General features: G+C 71.3%; 19 protein-coding genes. 10 read left to right on the forward strand and 9 right to left on the reverse strand.

The window, feature by feature from the left end:
- Positions 1-81: 81 nt before the first annotated feature.
- The 8 genes from ACIQPT_RS04880 to ACIQPT_RS04915 all read left to right on the forward strand — a co-directional run bounded on the left by ACIQPT_RS04880 (position 82) and on the right by ACIQPT_RS04915 (position 7,110).
- Positions 82-702 (forward strand): TetR/AcrR family transcriptional regulator, encoded by a 621-nt coding sequence (locus ACIQPT_RS04880; RefSeq protein WP_401152771.1) that lies wholly within the window; start codon positions 82-84, stop codon positions 700-702.
- Between the two features lie 137 nt (positions 703-839).
- Positions 840-1,142 carry an urease subunit gamma gene (locus tag ACIQPT_RS04885; protein WP_084744714.1) on the forward strand — a complete coding sequence of 101 codons (303 nt, stop codon included), beginning with the start codon at positions 840-842 and terminating at the stop codon, positions 1,140-1,142.
- Positions 1,143-1,155: 13 nt separating this feature from the next.
- Entirely contained in the window at positions 1,156-1,467 is a 312-nt protein-coding gene (locus tag ACIQPT_RS04890; RefSeq protein ID WP_044369300.1) for an urease subunit beta, read from the forward strand.
- Positions 1,460-3,181, forward strand: coding sequence for an urease subunit alpha (locus tag ACIQPT_RS04895; protein WP_401152773.1), 1,722 nt, complete (start codon positions 1,460-1,462; stop codon positions 3,179-3,181). Before ACIQPT_RS04890 ends, ACIQPT_RS04895 begins: the two co-directional genes overlap by 8 nt.
- Before the next feature lie 11 nt (positions 3,182-3,192).
- Positions 3,193-3,855, forward strand: coding sequence for an urease accessory protein UreF (locus ACIQPT_RS04900; protein ID WP_401152775.1), 663 nt, complete (start codon positions 3,193-3,195; stop codon positions 3,853-3,855).
- A gap of 60 nt (positions 3,856-3,915) precedes the next feature.
- On the forward strand, positions 3,916-4,593 hold the full coding sequence (gene ureG, locus ACIQPT_RS04905) for an urease accessory protein UreG (RefSeq protein ID WP_401152777.1): 678 nt from the start codon (positions 3,916-3,918) through the stop codon (positions 4,591-4,593).
- Complete coding sequence (locus ACIQPT_RS04910) at positions 4,590-5,375, forward strand: urease accessory protein UreD (RefSeq protein ID WP_401152779.1); 786 nt, start codon at positions 4,590-4,592, stop codon at positions 5,373-5,375. The genes ureG and ACIQPT_RS04910 overlap by 4 nt, the downstream gene beginning before the upstream one ends.
- Before the next feature lie 151 nt (positions 5,376-5,526).
- A complete protein-coding gene (locus tag ACIQPT_RS04915; RefSeq protein ID WP_401152781.1) occupies positions 5,527-7,110 on the forward strand; it encodes an alpha/beta hydrolase in 1,584 nt (527 codons plus the stop codon).
- 34 nt (positions 7,111-7,144) lie between these two features.
- On the opposite strand, the gene ACIQPT_RS04920 is transcribed toward ACIQPT_RS04915, so the two are convergent.
- The 7 genes from ACIQPT_RS04920 to ACIQPT_RS04950 all read right to left on the reverse strand — a co-directional run bounded on the left by ACIQPT_RS04920 (position 7,145) and on the right by ACIQPT_RS04950 (position 13,670).
- Positions 7,145-8,197, reverse strand: a complete 1,053-nt coding sequence (locus tag ACIQPT_RS04920) for an NAD-dependent epimerase/dehydratase family protein (protein WP_401152783.1) — start codon at positions 8,195-8,197, stop codon at positions 7,145-7,147.
- Positions 8,198-8,261: 64 nt separating this feature from the next.
- Positions 8,262-8,978, reverse strand: a complete 717-nt coding sequence (locus ACIQPT_RS04925; protein WP_401152784.1) for a lysophospholipid acyltransferase family protein — start codon at positions 8,976-8,978, stop codon at positions 8,262-8,264.
- Positions 8,979-9,136: 158 nt separating this feature from the next.
- Entirely contained in the window at positions 9,137-9,295 is a 159-nt protein-coding gene (locus tag ACIQPT_RS04930; protein ID WP_032785887.1) for a hypothetical protein, read from the reverse strand.
- A 66-nt stretch (positions 9,296-9,361) separates the two neighbouring features.
- Positions 9,362-10,312, reverse strand: a complete 951-nt coding sequence (locus tag ACIQPT_RS04935; protein WP_401152786.1) for a cytochrome c oxidase assembly protein — start codon at positions 10,310-10,312, stop codon at positions 9,362-9,364.
- A 122-nt stretch (positions 10,313-10,434) separates the two neighbouring features.
- Positions 10,435-11,460 carry a 6-phosphofructokinase gene (locus ACIQPT_RS04940; protein ID WP_401152787.1) on the reverse strand — a complete coding sequence of 342 codons (1,026 nt, stop codon included), beginning with the start codon at positions 11,458-11,460 and terminating at the stop codon, positions 10,435-10,437.
- Between the two features lie 208 nt (positions 11,461-11,668).
- Positions 11,669-12,397 carry a type 1 glutamine amidotransferase gene (locus tag ACIQPT_RS04945; RefSeq protein WP_164613497.1) on the reverse strand — a complete coding sequence of 243 codons (729 nt, stop codon included), beginning with the start codon at positions 12,395-12,397 and terminating at the stop codon, positions 11,669-11,671.
- Between the two features lie 34 nt (positions 12,398-12,431).
- Complete coding sequence (locus tag ACIQPT_RS04950) at positions 12,432-13,670, reverse strand: MurT ligase domain-containing protein (protein ID WP_401152788.1); 1,239 nt, start codon at positions 13,668-13,670, stop codon at positions 12,432-12,434.
- Between the two features lie 114 nt (positions 13,671-13,784).
- On the opposite strand from ACIQPT_RS04950, the gene def reads away from it, so the two are divergent.
- Entirely contained in the window at positions 13,785-14,330 is a 546-nt protein-coding gene (gene def, locus ACIQPT_RS04955; protein WP_401152789.1) for a peptide deformylase, read from the forward strand.
- Positions 14,331-14,365: 35 nt separating this feature from the next.
- On the opposite strand, the gene ACIQPT_RS04960 is transcribed toward def, so the two are convergent.
- On the reverse strand, positions 14,366-15,028 hold the full coding sequence (locus ACIQPT_RS04960) for a TetR family transcriptional regulator (protein WP_401152791.1): 663 nt from the start codon (positions 15,026-15,028) through the stop codon (positions 14,366-14,368).
- 196 nt (positions 15,029-15,224) lie between these two features.
- Between ACIQPT_RS04960 and ACIQPT_RS04965 the strand changes: the two genes are divergently transcribed.
- Entirely contained in the window at positions 15,225-16,451 is a 1,227-nt protein-coding gene (locus ACIQPT_RS04965) for an acyl-CoA dehydrogenase family protein (RefSeq protein WP_401152793.1), read from the forward strand.
- 71 nt (positions 16,452-16,522) lie between these two features.
- Here ACIQPT_RS04965 and ACIQPT_RS04970 read toward each other — a convergent pair whose 3' ends face one another.
- Positions 16,523-17,011 carry a glutathione peroxidase gene (locus ACIQPT_RS04970; RefSeq protein WP_401152794.1) on the reverse strand — a complete coding sequence of 163 codons (489 nt, stop codon included), beginning with the start codon at positions 17,009-17,011 and terminating at the stop codon, positions 16,523-16,525.
- Positions 17,012-17,028: the final 17 nt, after the last annotated feature.

The raw sequence follows: 17,028 nt of genomic DNA on the forward strand, positions 1-17,028 counted from the left end.
TCGTTCATTTTACGACCTGGTTCCACTGTCGGCAGGTTGCGCCCGATTGTCAAGAAGGAATGTTCGTTTTAGGTTGAGGGCATGGCTCGCGTATCCCAGGAACACCTCGACGCCCGCCGCCGTCAGATCCTCGACGGGGCGGCGCGCTGCTTCGCCCGCAACGGATTCCACGGCACGTCCATGCAGGACGTCCTCAAGGAGGTGGGCCTGTCCGCCGGAGCGGTCTACCGCTACTTCCCCGGCAAGGAGGACATCATCGCGGCCATCACCCAGGAGACCTTCGCCGTCATTCGCGGCGCCTTCGAGGAGGCGGCCCGAGCGACGCCGCCGCCCACCCCGGACGAGCTGCTCAGTCGCGTGCTCGGCGGGGTGCTCGCCGGTCAGGTGCACGGACTGGAGCGCCGCACCTTCGCCGCGCTCGTCGTCCAGCTCTGGTCCGAGACGCTGCGCGACGAACGGCTCGCCGAGCTGCTCGACGAGGGATACACCATCATGCGCGTCGCCTGGACGGGGCTCGTCGAGGCCTACCGCTCCGCCGGGATCCTGGCGAGCGATGTGCCCGGCGACCATGTGGCCCGCACGATGGTCGCCACGGCGCAGGGCTTCATCCTCCAGGAGGCGCTCTTCGGTGACGTACGCCCCGAAGTGCTGGAGAACGGGTTGCGCGGGCTGATGTCCATGAACCCCCCAAAGATCAGTTAACGCAACGGAAAAACTTCCGCCCTAACGTGCAATGCCTGGTCGCGAGGCCTCCTTTCGCGTTCAACGAACTGTTGAACGCGGATAGGGTCCCGCTGCGTCCGGACCCGGAGCCGGACGGAAGACGATGAGGTGGAAGCGTGCAACTGACCCCGCACGAGCAGGAACGTCTGCTCATCCATGTGGCCGCCGACGTGGCCGAGAAGCGCCGGGCACGCGGGCTGCGGCTCAATCACCCCGAGGCCGTCGCCCTGATCACCGCCCATCTGCTCGAAGGCGCCCGGGACGGCCGCACCGTCGCCGAACTCATGGCGTCCGGCCGTAAGTTGCTCACCCGGGACGAGGTCATGGACGGCATCCCCGAGATGCTCCACGACGTCCAGGTCGAGGCCACCTTCCCCGACGGCACGAAGCTCGTCACCGTCCACGACCCGATCGTCTGACGGGGGAGCGCCGATGATTCCCGGAGAGATCCTGTACGGGGACGGGGACATCCCCCTCAACGAGGGGCGGGCGGTCACCCGCCTCACCGTCCTCAACGCCGCCGACCGCCCCGTCCAGGTCGGCTCCCACTACCACTTCGCCGAGGCCAACCCCGGACTGCGCTTCGACCGCGCCGCCGCCCACGGCCTGCGGCTGAACATCGCCGCCGGCACGGCGGTCCGCTTCGAACCCGGCATCCCCGCCGACGTCGAACTCGTCCCCCTCGCCGGCCGCCGCGTCGTCCCCGGCCTGCGCGGCGAAACCGGAGGTGCCCTCGATGCCTGACCTCAGCAGAGCCGTGTACGCCGACCTGTTCGGCCCCACCACCGGCGACCGGATCCGGCTCGCCGACACCGATCTGCTCGTCGAGATCGAGGAGGACCGCTCGGGCGGCCCCGGACACGCGGGCGACGAGGCGGTGTTCGGCGGCGGCAAGGTGATCCGCGAGTCGATGGGCCAGGCCCGCACCACCCGTGCCGAGGGCGCACCCGACACCGTCATCACCGGGGCCGTCGTCATCGACCACTGGGGCATCATCAAGGCCGACATCGGCATCCGGGACGGCCGGATCACCGGCATCGGCAAGGCCGGCAACCCGGACACCATGGACGGCGTCCACCCCGACCTGGTGATCGGCCCCGAGACCGAGATCATCGCGGGCAACGGAAAGCTGCTCACCGCCGGAGCAGTCGACGCCCACGTCCACTTCATCTCACCGACCCTCGTCGACCAGGCGCTCTCCAGCGGCATCACCACCCTCGTCGGCGGCGGCACCGGCCCTGCCGAGGGCACCAAGGCCACCACCATCACCCCCGGCCCCTGGCACCTCGCCCGGATGTTCGAGGCGCTGGAGACCTTCCCCGTCAACATCGGGCTGCTCGGCAAGGGCAACACGATGTCGCAGGAGGCGATGCACTCCCAACTGCGCGGCGGTGCGCTGGGCTTCAAGATCCACGAGGACTGGGGCGCGACCCCCGCCGTCATCGACGCCTGCCTCACCGTCTGCGAGCGGACCGGCGCCCAGCTCGCCATCCACACGGACACCCTCAACGAGGCCGGGTTCGTCGCCGACACCCTTGCCGCCATCGCCGGCCGGACGATCCACGCGTACCACACCGAGGGCGCGGGCGGCGGGCACGCGCCGGACATCATCAGCGTGGTCTCCGAGCCGTACGTCCTGCCCAGCTCGACCAACCCCACCCGGCCGCACACCGTCAACACCATCGAGGAACACCTCGACATGCTGATGGTCTGCCACCACCTCAACCCCGCCGTCCCCGAGGACCTGGCGTTCGCGGAGTCCCGGATCCGGCCCTCCACCATCGCGGCCGAGGACATCCTGCACGACCTCGGCGCCATCTCGATCATCTCCTCCGACTCCCAGGCGATGGGCCGCATCGGCGAGGTGATCCTGCGGACCTGGCAGACCGCCCATGTGATGAAGAAGCGGCGCGGGGCCCTGCCCGGGGACGGCCGGGCCGACAACCACCGGGTCCGTCGCTATGTCGCCAAATACACCATCAACCCGGCCGTCGCACAGGGCCTGTACCGGGAGATCGGCTCCGTGGAGACCGGCAAGCTCGCCGACCTCGTCCTCTGGGACCCGGCGTTCTTCGGCGTCAAGCCGCAGACCGTCATCAAGGGCGGCCAGATCGCGTACGCGCAGATGGGCGACGCCAACGCCTCCATCCCGACGCCCCAGCCGGTCCTGCCCCGGCCGATGTTCGGCGCGCTCGGTCGGGCGGCCGCCCAGGGCTCGTTCAACTTCGTCTCCACCGCCGCCATCGAGGACGGGCTGCCCGAACGGCTCGCCCTGAACAAACGGTTCGTGCCGATCACCAGCACCCGAGGAGTCACCAAGGCGGACATGCGGGAGAACGACGCCGTGCCGCAGGTCCACGTCGACCCCGACAGCTTCGCCGTCACCATCGACGGCGACCCGGTCGAGCCCGCACCGGCGGCGGAACTGCCCATGGCCCAGCGCTACTTCCTCTTCTGAGCGGGCCGGTCATGTCACGCGCAGCACTGCTCGTCCTCGCCGACGGCCGGTTCCCCGCCGGAGGGCACGCCCACTCCGGTGGCGCCGAACCGGCCGTCGCCGAGGGCCGGATCCGCGACGCCGACTCCCTCGCCGACTTCTGCCGGGGCCGTCTGCACACCGCGGGCCTCACCGCCGCCGCCCTCGCCGCGGCGGCCGCCCACGGCCTGGACCCGCTCGCCCTCGACGAGGCCGCCGACGCCCGGACGCCCTCACCCGCCCTGCGGACCACCGCCCGCAAGCTGGGCCGCCAGATGATGCGGGCCGCCCGCGCCACCTGGCCGAGCCCCGAACTGGACGCGCTCGCGGCGGCCCGGCCGCGCGGCGCCCACCAGCCCGTCGTCCTCGGGCTCACCGCACGGGCGGCGGGCCTCGGACCCGAGGACGCCGCGCACTGTGTCGCGTACGAGACCGTCAGCGGCCCCGCCACCGCCGTCGTCCGCCTCCTCTCCCTCGACCCCTTCCACGCCACCGCCGTCCTGGCCCGGCTCGCCCCCGAGCTGGACCGGGTCGCCGAACAGGCCGCCGAGGCCGCCCGGCAGGGCATCGACGCCCTGCCCGCCGCCTCCGCCCCGCTCCTCGACATCACCGCCGAGGCGCACGCCGCCTGGCCGGTCCGCCTCTTCGCCTCGTAACGGACCCGCTCGGCCACCAGAGCCTCGTAGCCACCCGCTCGACCACCACAGGGAGTTCCCATGCACCTCGGCCACACCCACGACGGCCCCGCCGCCGTCAGCGCCGACGCCGCCCGCCCCGACGGCACCCGGCGCGCCCTGCGCATCGGCCTCGGCGGCCCCGTCGGCTCCGGTAAGACGGCCACCGTCGCCGCCCTCTGCCGCGAGCTGCGCGACCGGCTCTCCATCGCCGTCGTCACCAACGACATCTACACCCAGGAGGACGCCGCCTTCCTGCTGCGCAACGCGGTCCTGCCGCCCGAGCGGATCCAGGCCGTCGAGACCGGCGCCTGCCCGCACACCGCGATCCGCGACGACATCTCCGCCAACCTCGAAGCGGTCGAGGACCTGGAGGACGCGGTCGGGCCGCTCGACCTGATCCTCGTCGAGTCCGGCGGCGACAACCTCACCGCCACCTTCTCCAAGGGCCTGGTCGACGCGCAGATCTTCGTCATCGACGTCGCGGGCGGCGACGACATCCCGCGCAAGGGCGGACCCGGCGTCACCACCGCCGACCTCCTGGTCATCAACAAGACCGACCTCGCCCCCTACGTCGGATCCGACCTGGAGCAGATGGCTCTGGACGCCAAGAAGCAGCGTGGCGAACTCCCCGTCGCCTTCACCTCCCTGACCTCCGCCGAGGGCGTCGGCCCCGTCGCCGACTGGGTGCGGGCACAGCTCGCCGCCTGGACCGCATGAGCGTCCGCGCGACGGCCCGGCTCCGCGCCGAGCCCGACGGGCGGGGCGGCACCGCCCTGCCCGTCCTGGAGAGCGACGGGCCGCTCGCCCTGCGCCGCACCCGCTCGCCTCGGGCCACGTACGCCCGGGTCACCGTGGTCGGCGCGATGAGCGCCCCGCTGAACGGCGACCGCCTGGCGATCGAGGCGGAGGTCGCCGACGGCGCACGCCTCACCGTGGACGCGGCGGCGGCCACGGTCGCCCTGCCCGGGGCGCGGGCGGACGACGGGCCCTCCACGTACACCGTGGATCTGACCGTGGGGGAGGGGGCGGTCCTGCACTGGCTGCCCGAACAGCTCGTCTCCGCCCACGGCAGCGACCTCCACCAGACCACCCGGGTCCAACTCGCCGCCACCGCCCGTCTGCTGCTGCGCGAGGAGCAGATCCTCGGCCGGCACGGCGAGCCCGCCGGCGCGCTCACCACCCGGCTCACCGTCCACCGCGCGGGCCGCCCGCTCCTGGACCAGCAACTGGCCTACGGACCCGGCGCCCCCGGCGGCTGGGACGGCCCCGCCGTCCTCGGCGGCCACCGGGCCGTCGGCCAACTGCTCCTCGCCGACCCGGCCTTCGAGAATGCCCCGCTCCCCGCCGGCCTCCTCGGCCCCACCGCCGCCCTCACCCCGCTCGCCGGACCCGCCGTCCTGGTGACCGCCGTGGCCGCCGACGCCCGTCTGCTGCGCGGGACCCTGGACGACGCGATGCGCGAACTGCTGGACGGGCTCAAGGAAGGATCCGGCGGCTGAGTCCGCTCAGCGAACTTCCTTCACCGGTTATGGGTTCGGTAAAGAAACAGGTGTACGCCCTGGCCCCGGGTGCCCCACAGACGAAAGGATCCCCGCGACGTACCGATGACCACGCCGCCCTCGGCGGCGGATCGGATGAAGGGGGATTCACGTGAGACGTACGACAGTGCTCGGCTCGGCCGGGGCTCTCGTCGCGGGCACGCTCATAGCGGGGGCGATGGCCGCACCCGCCGCCAGTGCCGACGGCCGCCATCACGGCCGGGGCGACGCGGAGGCGCGCGGGGTCGCCGTCGCGGCACACCGGGCGGCGAAGGCCGGGATCGACTGGAAGGACTGCCCGGAGGACTGGGGCCTGACCGCCCCCATCCAGTGCGGCTGGGTGAGCGTCCCGCTCGACTACGCCAAGCCGAACGGCAAGAAGATCAAGATCGCCGTCGACCGGCACACCAGCACGGGCACGAAGCGCGAGCGGCAGGGCGCCCTGCTCTACAACCCGGGCGGCCCCGGCGGATCCGGACTGCGCTTCCCTACCCGGATCACCACGGAGAACCCGCTCTGGACGAAGACCGCGAAGGCCTACGACTTCGTCGGCTTCGACCCGCGCGGCGTCGGCCACTCGGCCCCCATCTCCTGCGTCGACCCGCAGGAGTTCGTCAAGGCTCCGAAGGCCGACCCGGTCCCCGACAGCGAGGCCGACAAGCGTGCCCAGCGCAAGCTGGCGCGTGAGTACGCCGAAGGGTGCGGTGAGCGCAGCGGCGCGATGCTGCCGCACATGACGACCCCGAACTCGGCGCGCGACCTGGACGTCATCCGGGCCGCGCTCGGGGAGAAGAAGCTCAACTTCATCGGCGTCTCCTACGGCACCTACCTGGGCGCCGTCTACGGCACGCTCTTCCCGACCCATGTCCGGCGCATGGTCGTCGACAGCGTGGTCGACCCCTCGCGGAAGAACATCTGGTACCGGGCGAACCTCAACCAGGACATCGCTTTCCAGATGCGCTGGGACGACTGGAAGGCGTGGGTCGCGCAGCACGACTCCGTCTACGGCATCGGCGACACCCCGCAGAAGGTCGAGAAGGCCTGGCTGGAGCTGCGGGCGGCCGCCAAGAAGAATCCCATCGGGGGCGTCGTCGGACCCGCCGAGCTCATCGGCTTCTTCCAGGGCGCGCCGTACTACGACTCCGCCTGGGCCCCCACCGCCCAGACCTGGAGCGACTACCGGGCCGGTGACACCCAGGCGCTGATCGACGCCGCCGCCCCCGACATGAGCGACCTCGCGGGCAACGCCGCCTCCGAGAACGGCAACGCGGTCTACAACGCCGTCGAGTGCGCCGACGCCCCGTGGCCCACCGACTGGCGCACCTGGGACCGGGACAACACCCGGCTGCACGAGAAGTACCCGTTCATGACGTGGGCCAACGCCTGGATGAACCTGCCCTGCGCCACCTGGCCCGCCAAGCAGCGGACCCCGCTGGACGTGAAGACCGGCAAGGGCCTGCCGCCGGTCCTCATCGTGCAGGCGACCCGCGACGCCGCCACCCCGTACGCGGGCGCGGTCGAGCTGCACAAGCGGTTCAAGGGCTCACGGCTCATCACCGAGAAGGACGCCGGATCCCACGGCGTCACCGGACTGGTCAACCCCTGCGTCAACGAGCGGGTGGACACCTACCTGCTCACCGGGAAGACCGACCGGCGCGACGTGACGTGCTCCCCGCACGCTACGCCGAAGCCGTAGTAGAACACGCAGGAGGCGTACGACCGGGGCCCGCTCAACGGCGGCCCCGGTCGTACGCCTCCAGCCAGGCGTCCTCCGCCGCATAGTCGAAGAGCCACGCGCCGTAGTTGGCCACCATCTTCGGGAACGCCTCCCGCCAGTCGCGCTCCGCCAGCTCCCCGGCGAGCCACGCGACCGTCTCCGGCAGCGACTCCACGTATCCGGTCACCGGGCGGTACCCGAGCTGCTCCTCGGCGGCCGTCATGTCGTAGACCACGGGGTGGGCGCCGCTCCACGGGGTCACCCCGACCTGCCCCTCCGGGGAAGCGCCGTCGATCAGCACCGTCTCCGTCTCCCGCCCGAGCACAGCGTCGATCGCCGACGCGATCTCCGCGACCGTGGGCGCCTCGGGGTCGGCCGCGTTCAGCACGCGCGATCCCGGCTTCCCGGCGGCCAGCCGGATCAGCTCCGCCGCGTTGGACACATGCACCGGGTGGAAGCGGCTCTCCCCGCCGTACGTGAGGACCCGGCGGCGGCGCCCGTCGAGCAGCCGCTTCACCACGTACAACTCGCGCGGTGTCCGGCAGTACGGGCCGTGCACCGCGCCCGCGCGCAGCAGCGTCACCGGCAGCGCCTCTCCCGCCGCCAGCAGCTCCCGCTCCAGCAGGACCTTCCGCGTCCCGTACGTGGCGTCCCCCGGGGCCACCGTGGCTTGGGTCTCCGGGAGCGGCACGGGATAGCGCGGAAAACCGTCCGGCTCCGCCTGGGTATCGAAACTGCGGCCCCGGTCGTCCTCGTACACCGCCCCGCTGGAGATCACGACGGCCGAGCCGATCCGGCCGGCCAGCCCCGTCAGCTGCCGGGCGTGCGCGCCGCCGAACGCCACCATGTCGACCAGGACGTCACAGCCGTCGCCCAGCGCCTTCTCCAGCGCCCCCTCCTCGTCCCGGTCCAGCGCCACCGCCCGGACCCCGGCATCCCACCCCTCGTCCCGGCCGCTGCCGCGCGAGGCCGCGGTGACCTCCCAGCCGTCCGCGGCCAGCGCCCGCACCGCGGCCCGCCCGATCTGGCCCGTCGCTCCCAGCACCCATGCGTGTCCCTTGCTCATGGATCCGACGCTAGGGGAGCGGGCCCGCCCGGACGAGGGCGCTCTGCCGGTGGCGTATTCGCGCTCAGCGTCGCAGCTTCGGGAACTTCCTCGGCGGCGCGGCCTCCTGCTCGGCGGCCTTCACCTTGGCCGCGTACTCGTCCACGTACTCCTGGCCGGAGAGTCCGAGGATCGCGTACATGATCTCGTCCGTCACCGCCCGGATCGCGGCCTTCTGGTTCTCCATGCCCGCGTAGCGGGAGAAGTCCAGCGGCTCGCCGAAGCGGATCGCGACCCGCTTGATCCTCGGCACGACCTGGCCGGGCGGCTGGATCTCGAAGGTGCCGACCATGGCACAGGGGATCACCGGCACCTGCGCGGTGATCGCCATCACCGCGACCCCGACCTTGCCCTTGTAGAGCCGGCCGTCGTGCGAGCGGGTGCCCTCCGGGTAGATCCCCAGCAGCTCGCCCTTGCCCAGTACGCCGAGCCCCTCGCGGATGGCCGCCTGCCCCGCGTCCTTGCCGGACCGGTCCACCGGGATCTGGCCCGCGCTGCGGAAGAAGGCCGCGGTCAGCCGGCCCTTGATCCCCGGGCCCGTGAAGTACTCGGCCTTCGCCAGGAAGGTGATCCGGCGCTTGATGATGGCCGGCATCAGGAAATGGTCGGAGAAGGAGAGGTGATTGCCCGCGACGATCGCCGCGCCGTCCTCCGGAATGTTCTCCAGACCCTCGATACGGGGCCGGAACAGCAGCCGCAGCAGGGGCCCCAGCACGACATACTTCAGGACGTAATAGAACACCTTGCGGGTGCACCTCGCTCTACCGGCCGACTACAGGACTGCGACTGCGTACGACCGTAGCGAACCGGCCTCCCGGCTCCTACCCGCCTCCGGGCCCGTCAGGCGTGATCACCCGGACACGACGGTCACGTGTCCGGGTGGTTGTTGCGCCGCGAGGGTCAGGTGTCCTGTGTGGCCAGCATGCCGAGGGTGCACAGGCCCAGCACCACCCAGCCGAACCAGAGCCAGCCGCTGCTTCCCAGCGCCACGGTGTACGCGGTCACCGCGACCAGCGCCCCGACGGTCATGTATCCCATGGTTTTCGTCGATCCGGACATGCGCGCACGCTCCTCGTCGGCCGCGCGGCCGTTGTCCCCATGGTCACCCCGGATGCGCCCTCCGCGCTACTGTCCGCGCGCCTGCAAAGACGCGAGATAGGCGTTGTACGCCGCCAGCTCCTTGTCACCGTCGCGGTCCGCCGCCCGGTCCGAGCGCCGGGCGGTGCGCTGCTCGGAGCGGTACCACTGGAAGACCAGCGCGATCAGCACCAGCACGGAGGGGATCTCGCTGAACGCCCACGCGATGCCGCCCGCCCAGTTCTGGTCGCTCAGGGCGTCGATGCCGAGCGAGGCGGGCGGGTTCTGGTACGTCTTCACCATCGGGGTCGACCCCATCATCAGGGCGATCCCGAAGAACGCGTGGAACGGCATCCCGGCGAACAGCTCCAGCATCCGCATCAGATAGCCGGGCCGGTGCGGACCCGGGTCCACCCCCATGATCGGCCAGAAGAAGACCAGGCCGACCGCGAGGAAGTGCACCATCATCCCGATGTGGCCCGGCTTGGAGCCCATCAGGAAGTCGAAGATCGGCGTGAAGTACAGCGCGTACAGGCTCGCGATGAACAGCGGGATCGTGAACACCGGATGCGTGATGATCTTCATGTACCGGCTGTGCAGCAGCTTCAGCAGCAGTTCACGCGGCCCGATCCGCCCCCGGGCGGCCGGCGGCAGCGCGCGCAGCGCCAGCGTCACCGGGGCACCGAGCAGCAGCAGGATCGGCGACAGCATGCTGATCACCATGTGCTGCACCATGTGCACGCTGAACATGACCATGCCGTAGTCGTTGAGCTTGGTGCACATCACCAGCGCGATGCTCAGCACGCCCACGGTGAAGAACACGATCCGGTTCACCGGCCAGCCGTCCCCGCGCCGACGCAGCCGCATCACGCCGTACCCGTACAGGGCGAGCGCCAGGACGCAGCCGGTCAGGAAGAACGGGTCGACGGAGAGCTCCAGCCCCCGCTCCAGCGTGAACGGCGGCAGATCCATGTTCATGCCGTGCCCGCTGTGATCCATCTGTTCACTCCCGATGGGGACACGTCCCCGTTTCGTGCCGGTTGTCCGGTACAGCGTAGAACTGCCCCCGGCCGCGGTTGCGGCCGGGGGCAGTTCTGGACGACGTGTCCTGACGAGGTGTTCTAGAGCACGCACTCCGCCTCGGCGTACCGCTCGGCGGGGACCGTCTTCAGCGTCTCGACGGCTTCGCTCAGAGGGACCATCACGATGTCGGTGCCGCGCAGCGCGGTCAGCATCCCGAACTCGCTCCGGTGCGCCGCCTCCACCGCGTGCCAGCCGAACCGGGTCGCCAGGACCCGGTCGTACGCGGTCGGCGTGCCGCCGCGCTGGACGTGGCCGAGGATGACCGGGCGGGCCTCCTTGCCGAGCCGCTGCTCCAGCTCCCCGGAGAGCTGCGTGGCCACCCCGGCGAACCGCTCGTGGCCGTAGATGTCCTTGACGCCCTGCTCGAACTGCATGGAGCCCTCACGCGGCTTGGCGCCCTCGGCGACCACCACGATGGCGAACTTCTTGCCCGCCGAGAAGCGCTTGCCGACCAGCTCGGTCAGCTCGTCGATGTCGAAGGGGCGCTCGGGCACCACGATGGCGTGGGCGCCGGCGGCCATCCCGGAGTGCAGGGCGATCCAGCCGGTGTGCCGGCCCATGACCTCGACGATCAGCACCCGCTGGTGCGACTCGGCGGTCGTCTTCAGCCGGTCCAGCGCCTCGGTGGCGACGCCGACGGCGGTGTCGAAGCCGAAGGTGACGTCGGTGGAGGCGATGTCGTTGTCGATGGTCTTGGGGACGCCGACGATCGGGAGACCGGCCTCGGAGAGGAGGTTCGCGGCCTTGAGGGTGCCCTCGCCGCCGATCGGGATGATGGCGTCGAGGCCGAGGTCCGCGACATGGCCGCGGGCGCGCTCCACGCCGTCGCGCAGATGCGCGGGCTGGACGCGGGAGGAGCCGAGGATCGTGCCGCCGCGAGCCAGGATGCCGCCCACCGCGTCAAGGTCGAGCTTGCGGTAGTCGCACTCCAGCAGGCCCTTCCAGCCGTCGTGGAAGCCGATGACCTCGTCGCCGTGGTCCACCACCGCGCGGTGCACGACGGAACGGATGACGGCGTTGAGGCCGGGGCAGTCGCCGCCGGAGGTGAGTACGCCAATGCGCATGGCCCGGGAACCTTTGCAACGTGGGTCGACGACCGGACCACGTCGTCCGGTTGGATCCCCGCCACCCTACCGGCGCAGGGTGGCGGGACCGAACCGGCAGTCCGCCTGCTGGACTCCGCTCAACCGAGCGGAAAACGCCTCAGGCGAAGACCGCTCAACCGAGCGGAGAGCACCTCGGAAGGCGCTGCTCAAGCGAGCGGGAAGCGCCTCAGGCGGGCTGTGTCGCCGAGGCGACCCGCTCGGCGCGCAGCGCGTCGTACCAGCGGTCGTCGGTGGGCGGCAGCGCGTTCACGTCGAGGGCCAGCTTGAGCAGCAGATCGGCGATCTGCGGATTGCGGGCCATCACCGGACCGTGCATGTACGTCCCGAAGACCGTGTCGTTGTACGCGCCCTCCGTGCCGTCCCCGGTGCCGTTGCCCCGGCCGAACTGCACCCGCGCGAACGGCCGTGCCGTCGGGCCGAGATGGGTGACGCCCTGGTGGTTCTCGAACCCGGTCAGCTGCGGCAACGCGAGCTGCGGGTCGATGTCCGCCAGTACGTCGCCGACGCACCGCGCGCCCTCGCCCCGGGTGGAGACCACGTCGAGGAGACCGAGACCCTGCTCGCGCTCGCCGAGGTCGTTGACGAACTCGTGCCCGAGGATCTGGTAGCCCGCGCAGACCGAGAAGATGATCGCGCCGTTGGACGCGGCCCGGCTCAGCCCGCCGTCGCGGCGCAGCCGCTCGGCCGCCAGGCGCTGCGGCCGGTCCTCACCGCCGCCGATCAGATAGATGTCGCCGGACGTCGGCACCGGCTGGTCGCTGCGCACGTCCACGCGCTGCACGTCCAGACCGCGCTGCCGGGCCCGCCGCTCCACGACCAGGGCGTTGCCCTGGTCGCCGTAGGTGCTGAGCAGGTCGGGGTAGACCCAGACCAGACGCAGACCGTTGTTGCTCATGCTTCGTCCTCTCCGGAGGTGGCCGGGGCCGGGGTCAGTTGCCGACACGACGGCGCAGATCCTGGAAGGCGGTGTAGTTGGCGATGACCTCGATGCGGCCGGGCGGGGCGTACTGCACGGCCTCGTCGAGCGTCTCGCAGACCCGGAAGTCGAGACCGGCCACTTCGAGACGGACCGCGAGGTCCAGCTTCCGGTCGCCGAGCACGAAGATCGGGTGGCCCGCCAGCTGGGTGTAGTCCACGTCCCAGAGCCAGGAGGTGTCCGTGCCGTCCGCGCCGCGCGCGTTCACCGAGAGGATCACCGGCGTCGGCGGCGGGTCGATCAGCGAGAACGTCTCCAGCCAGCCGGCCGGGTTCTTCGCCAGCAGCAGGCGCAGCTCACGGTTCTGGAAGGTGACGACGTCGTACCGTCCGGCCACCGCCTGCACCTGGTACATCCGCTCCAGCGCGACCTGCGGCGGCACGCCGAAGACGGCGGCCACGGCAGCGGAGCTGGTGGCGTTCGCCTTGTTCGCGCGGCCCGGCAGCTGGAGGTGGATCGGCCAGGCCGAACCGTGCGGGTCGAGGACGTAGTCGCCGTTGAGCGCCCAGCTCGGGGCGGGGCGGCGGAAACCGCACTGCCCGCAGAACCAGTCGTCGCCCGGGCGCTGCATCACACCGCCGCAGGAAGGGCAGGACCAGGCGTCGTCCTTCCACGCCTGACCGGCCGCCACCCACACCACATTGGCCGAGGAGGAGGCCGCCCAGACGACCAGCGGGTCGTCCGCGTTGGCGATGATCACGGCCTTCGAGCCGGAGAGGCCCTCGCGCCAGTGCTCGGCCATCATCCGGGTCTCCGCCGCGCGGTCCAGCTGGTCGCGGGAGAGGTTGAGCAGCGCGATGGCCTTGGGCGTGGTGTCCCGGGCCACCCCCGCCAGATACTTCTCGTCGACCTCGATCACGCCGAACTTCGCGTCCGAGCCGCCGGCCAGCGCCGAGGTGATGCCCGCGGGCATGTTCGCGCCGAGCGCGTTCGACACGACGGGCCCGGCGGCCCCCAGTGCCTCGGCGATCAGCCGTGTGGTGGTCGTCTTGCCGTTCGTCGCCGACACGAGGATCACGTCCAGGTGCTGCGCCAGTCGCCCCAGCAGGTCGGGGTCGAGTTTGAGCGCCACCCGGCCGCCGATCACCGATCCGCTGCCCCGCCCCGCGGCGCGTGACACCGCCGCCGCGGCCTTGCCCGCCGTCACGGCCAGTTTGGCCCGCGGCGACAACGGCTCCGTGTTGCCTGCCATCGTCCTAGATCCTCCTTGCATCGGTCCGCGCCCAGCCTATCGATGTCCGGCGTGGCGACCGCACCGCGGCACCACGGGAACTCCCCGGCCCCGGCGGAACGTACGCTTGCCGCCATGCGAAACCGCCCGATCCCCGGCAGTTCCGGACTCGTCCGTGAGATGAGTCTGCTCGGCGACCCGTTGCTCCACCGCGCCTGCGAGGACGTCACCGATTTCGGCCCGTCGCTCGCGGGGCTGGTCGAGGACATGTTCGCCACGATGTACGCCGCACAGGGTGTCGGGCTCGCCGCCAACCAGATCGGCGTCCCGCTCAGGGTGTTCGTCTACGACTGCCCGGACGACGACGATGTCCGCCATCTGGGACATGTGGTCAATCCCGAACTGGTCGAGGCGGACGGGCTTACCGTACGCGGACCGGAGGGCTGTCTGTCACTTCCCGGTCTGGAAGCGGGCACGGAACGCTTCGACCACGCGGTCGTCGAGGGCCTGACGATGACCGGTGAGCCGGTCCGGATCGCCGGGACGGGGTGGTTCGCCCGGTGCCTCCAGCACGAGTGCGACCACCTGGAGGGCACCGTCTACACCGACCGGCTGACCGGGCTGCGGCGCGCCCGGGCACTGCGCGCGGCACGGCGCGCACCCTGGGCACGCAAGGGCTGAGCGTCCGCGGTCGGAACAGCCGACGGAACAGCCGGTCAGAACCCCGGGCCGCCCTGGAGGTCACCCGCCTCCGCGAGCCTGCCCCACAGCAGATCGGCGAGGCTGCTCACCAGCCGTTCGCGGGAGCAGGGCCGGTCGGCGAGCCACCAGTCGCCCGCCGCGTGCATCATGCCGACGATTCCGTGGCCCCAGATGCGGGCCATCTGCTCGCTGTCCGGGCCGAGGTCCACGCGCTCGACGATCACCTGGCCCAGCTCCTCGCCGAGGCGGCGCAGCAGCGGGGCGGAGTGCCGGCCGACGTCGAAGCCCTGCTCGGGGGAGGGGGCGGTGTCGGCGGCCGCGCCGTCGGCGGGATGCATCAGGAAGCGGTAGACCTGGGGGCGGGCCTCGATCGCGGCGAGATAGGTGTCGAGGGTGGACTCCACCCGCTCGCGCCGGTCGGCTGGCGCGTCCAGGGCGGCCCGCAGGGCGCTGAGCAGCGCGTCGGTGTGGCGCTTGGCGAGGGCGCGGTAGAGGCCGCCCTTGTCCCCGAAGTGGCGGTAGAGGATGGGTTTGGTGATCCCGGCCTCGGCGGCGATGGCGTTCATCGAGGCCTGCGGTCCGTCCCTGAGCACCACCCGGTCCGCCGCTTCCAGCAACTCGCGGCGACGGCGCTCGGCCGCGGTCCGCTGTCGCTCGGCGCTTCGTGCGGTCTCCATGTCGTCTCTCCCACCCCTGGCCACGCGATGCCGTCGCATCGCTTCTGCACGCCCGCGCAACGTAACACTCCGCGGGGCGGGCGCTTGATCGGCTGCTGATCGGCTCCGAGGCGGTTGACAGTACCTACTTGCCAGTAACAGACTGTGGTTACCGCAAGTAACGCATGCATTTTCGCCGCAGTGCCTGGAGGGGAACATGGCCGAGTTCACGCTCGATCTCAACGACGACCAGAAGCAGGTCAAGGAGTGGCTCCACGGCTTCGCGGCGGATGTCATCCGCCCCGCCGCCTCGGAGTGGGACGAGCGTGAGGAAACGCCCTGGCCCGTCATCCAGGAAGCGGCCAAGGTCGGCATCTACTCGCTCGACTTCTACGCCCAGCAGTTCTTCGACCCTACGGGGCTCGGCATCCCCATGGCCATGGAAGAGCTCTTCTGGGGCGACGCGGGCATCGCCCTGTCGATCGTCGGTACGGGCCTGGCGGCCGTCGGCGTCCTCGCCAACGGCACCGAGGAGCAGGTCGGCACCTGGATCCCGCAGATGTACGGCGACGCCGACGACGTGAAGGTCGCCGCCTTCTGCTCCTCCGAGCCCGACGCCGGATCCGACGTCGCCTCGATGCGCACCCGGGCCGTCTACGACGAGGCCAAGGACGAGTGGGTCCTCAACGGCACCAAGACCTGGGCGACCAACGGCGGCATAGCCAACGTCCACGTCGTCGTCGCCGTCGTCGACCCCGACATCGGCTCCAAGGGCCACGCCTCCTTCATCGTGCCGCCGAACACCCCCGGCCTCTCCCAGGGCCAGAAGTTCAAGAAGCACGGCATCCGCGCCTCCCACACCGCCGAGGTGGTCCTGGAGGACGTCCGCGTCCCCGGACACTGCCTGCTCGGCGGCAAGGAGAAGCTCGACGAGCGCCTCGCCCGCGCCCACGAGCGCGCCAAGTCCGGCGGCGAGAGGGTCAAGAACGCGGCGATGGCCACCTTCGAGGCCTCCCGCCCGGCCGTCGGCGCGATGGCCGTCGGCACCGCCCGCGCCGCCTACGAGGTCGCCCTCGACTACGCGAAGACCCGCACCCAGTTCGGCCGTCCGATCATCGACAACCAGGGCATCGCCTTCCAGCTCGCCGACATGCGCACCCGCATCGACGCGGCCCGGCTGCTGGTCTGGCGCGCCTCCTGGATGGCCACCACCGGAAAGCCGTTCACCTCGGCCGAGGGCTCCATGTCGAAGCTGTACGCCAGCGAGACCGCCCGGGACGTCACCGCACAGGCCATCCAGATCCTCGGCGGCAACGGCTTCACCCGGGAGTACCCGGTCGAGCGCATGCACCGCGACGCGGCCATCTACACCATCTTCGAGGGCACCAGCGAGATCCAGCGCCTGGTGATCGCCCGCACGCTCTCGGGCATGCCGATCCGCTAGCGGAGACAGACGACAGGCGACGGGAAGGGGGCGGCCGGGGACACGTGCCCCGGCCGCCCCCTTCCGCGTACTCAGGCCGGCAGGTGCGCCTCGATCGCCGCCACGACCTCGGTGGCCTCGGGCTCGGAGCGCGGCCGGATCCGGGCCACCGGCTCACCGGCCGGCGAGATGAGGAACTTCTCGAAGTTCCACTGGACGTCCCCGGCCTCCCCGTCCGCGTCGGCCAGCTTCGTCAGCTCCCCGTACAGCGGGTGCCGGTCCGCGCCGTTGACGTCGATCTTCTCCAGCAGCGGGAAGGTGACCCCGTACGTCGTCGAGCAGAAGGTCTGGATCTCCTCCGCGCTGCCCGGCTCCTGCCCGGCGAACTGGTTGCACGGGACGCCGAGCACGGTCAGGCCCCGGTCCCCGTAGGTCTGCTGCAGCCGCTCCAGGCCCTCGTACTGCGGGGTGAGCCCGCACTTGGAGGCCACGTTCACCAGCAGGACGGCCCGGCCGCTGTACGCGCCCAGCGTGGTCGGCTCGCCCGTGAGGGTGCGCAGCGGAATGTCGTGCAGCGTCATGAAACTCTCCCTGATCA

It is taken from the genome of Streptomyces sp. NPDC091289, assembly GCF_044757365.1.
Taxonomy (GTDB): Bacteria; Actinomycetota; Actinomycetes; order Streptomycetales; family Streptomycetaceae; genus Streptomyces.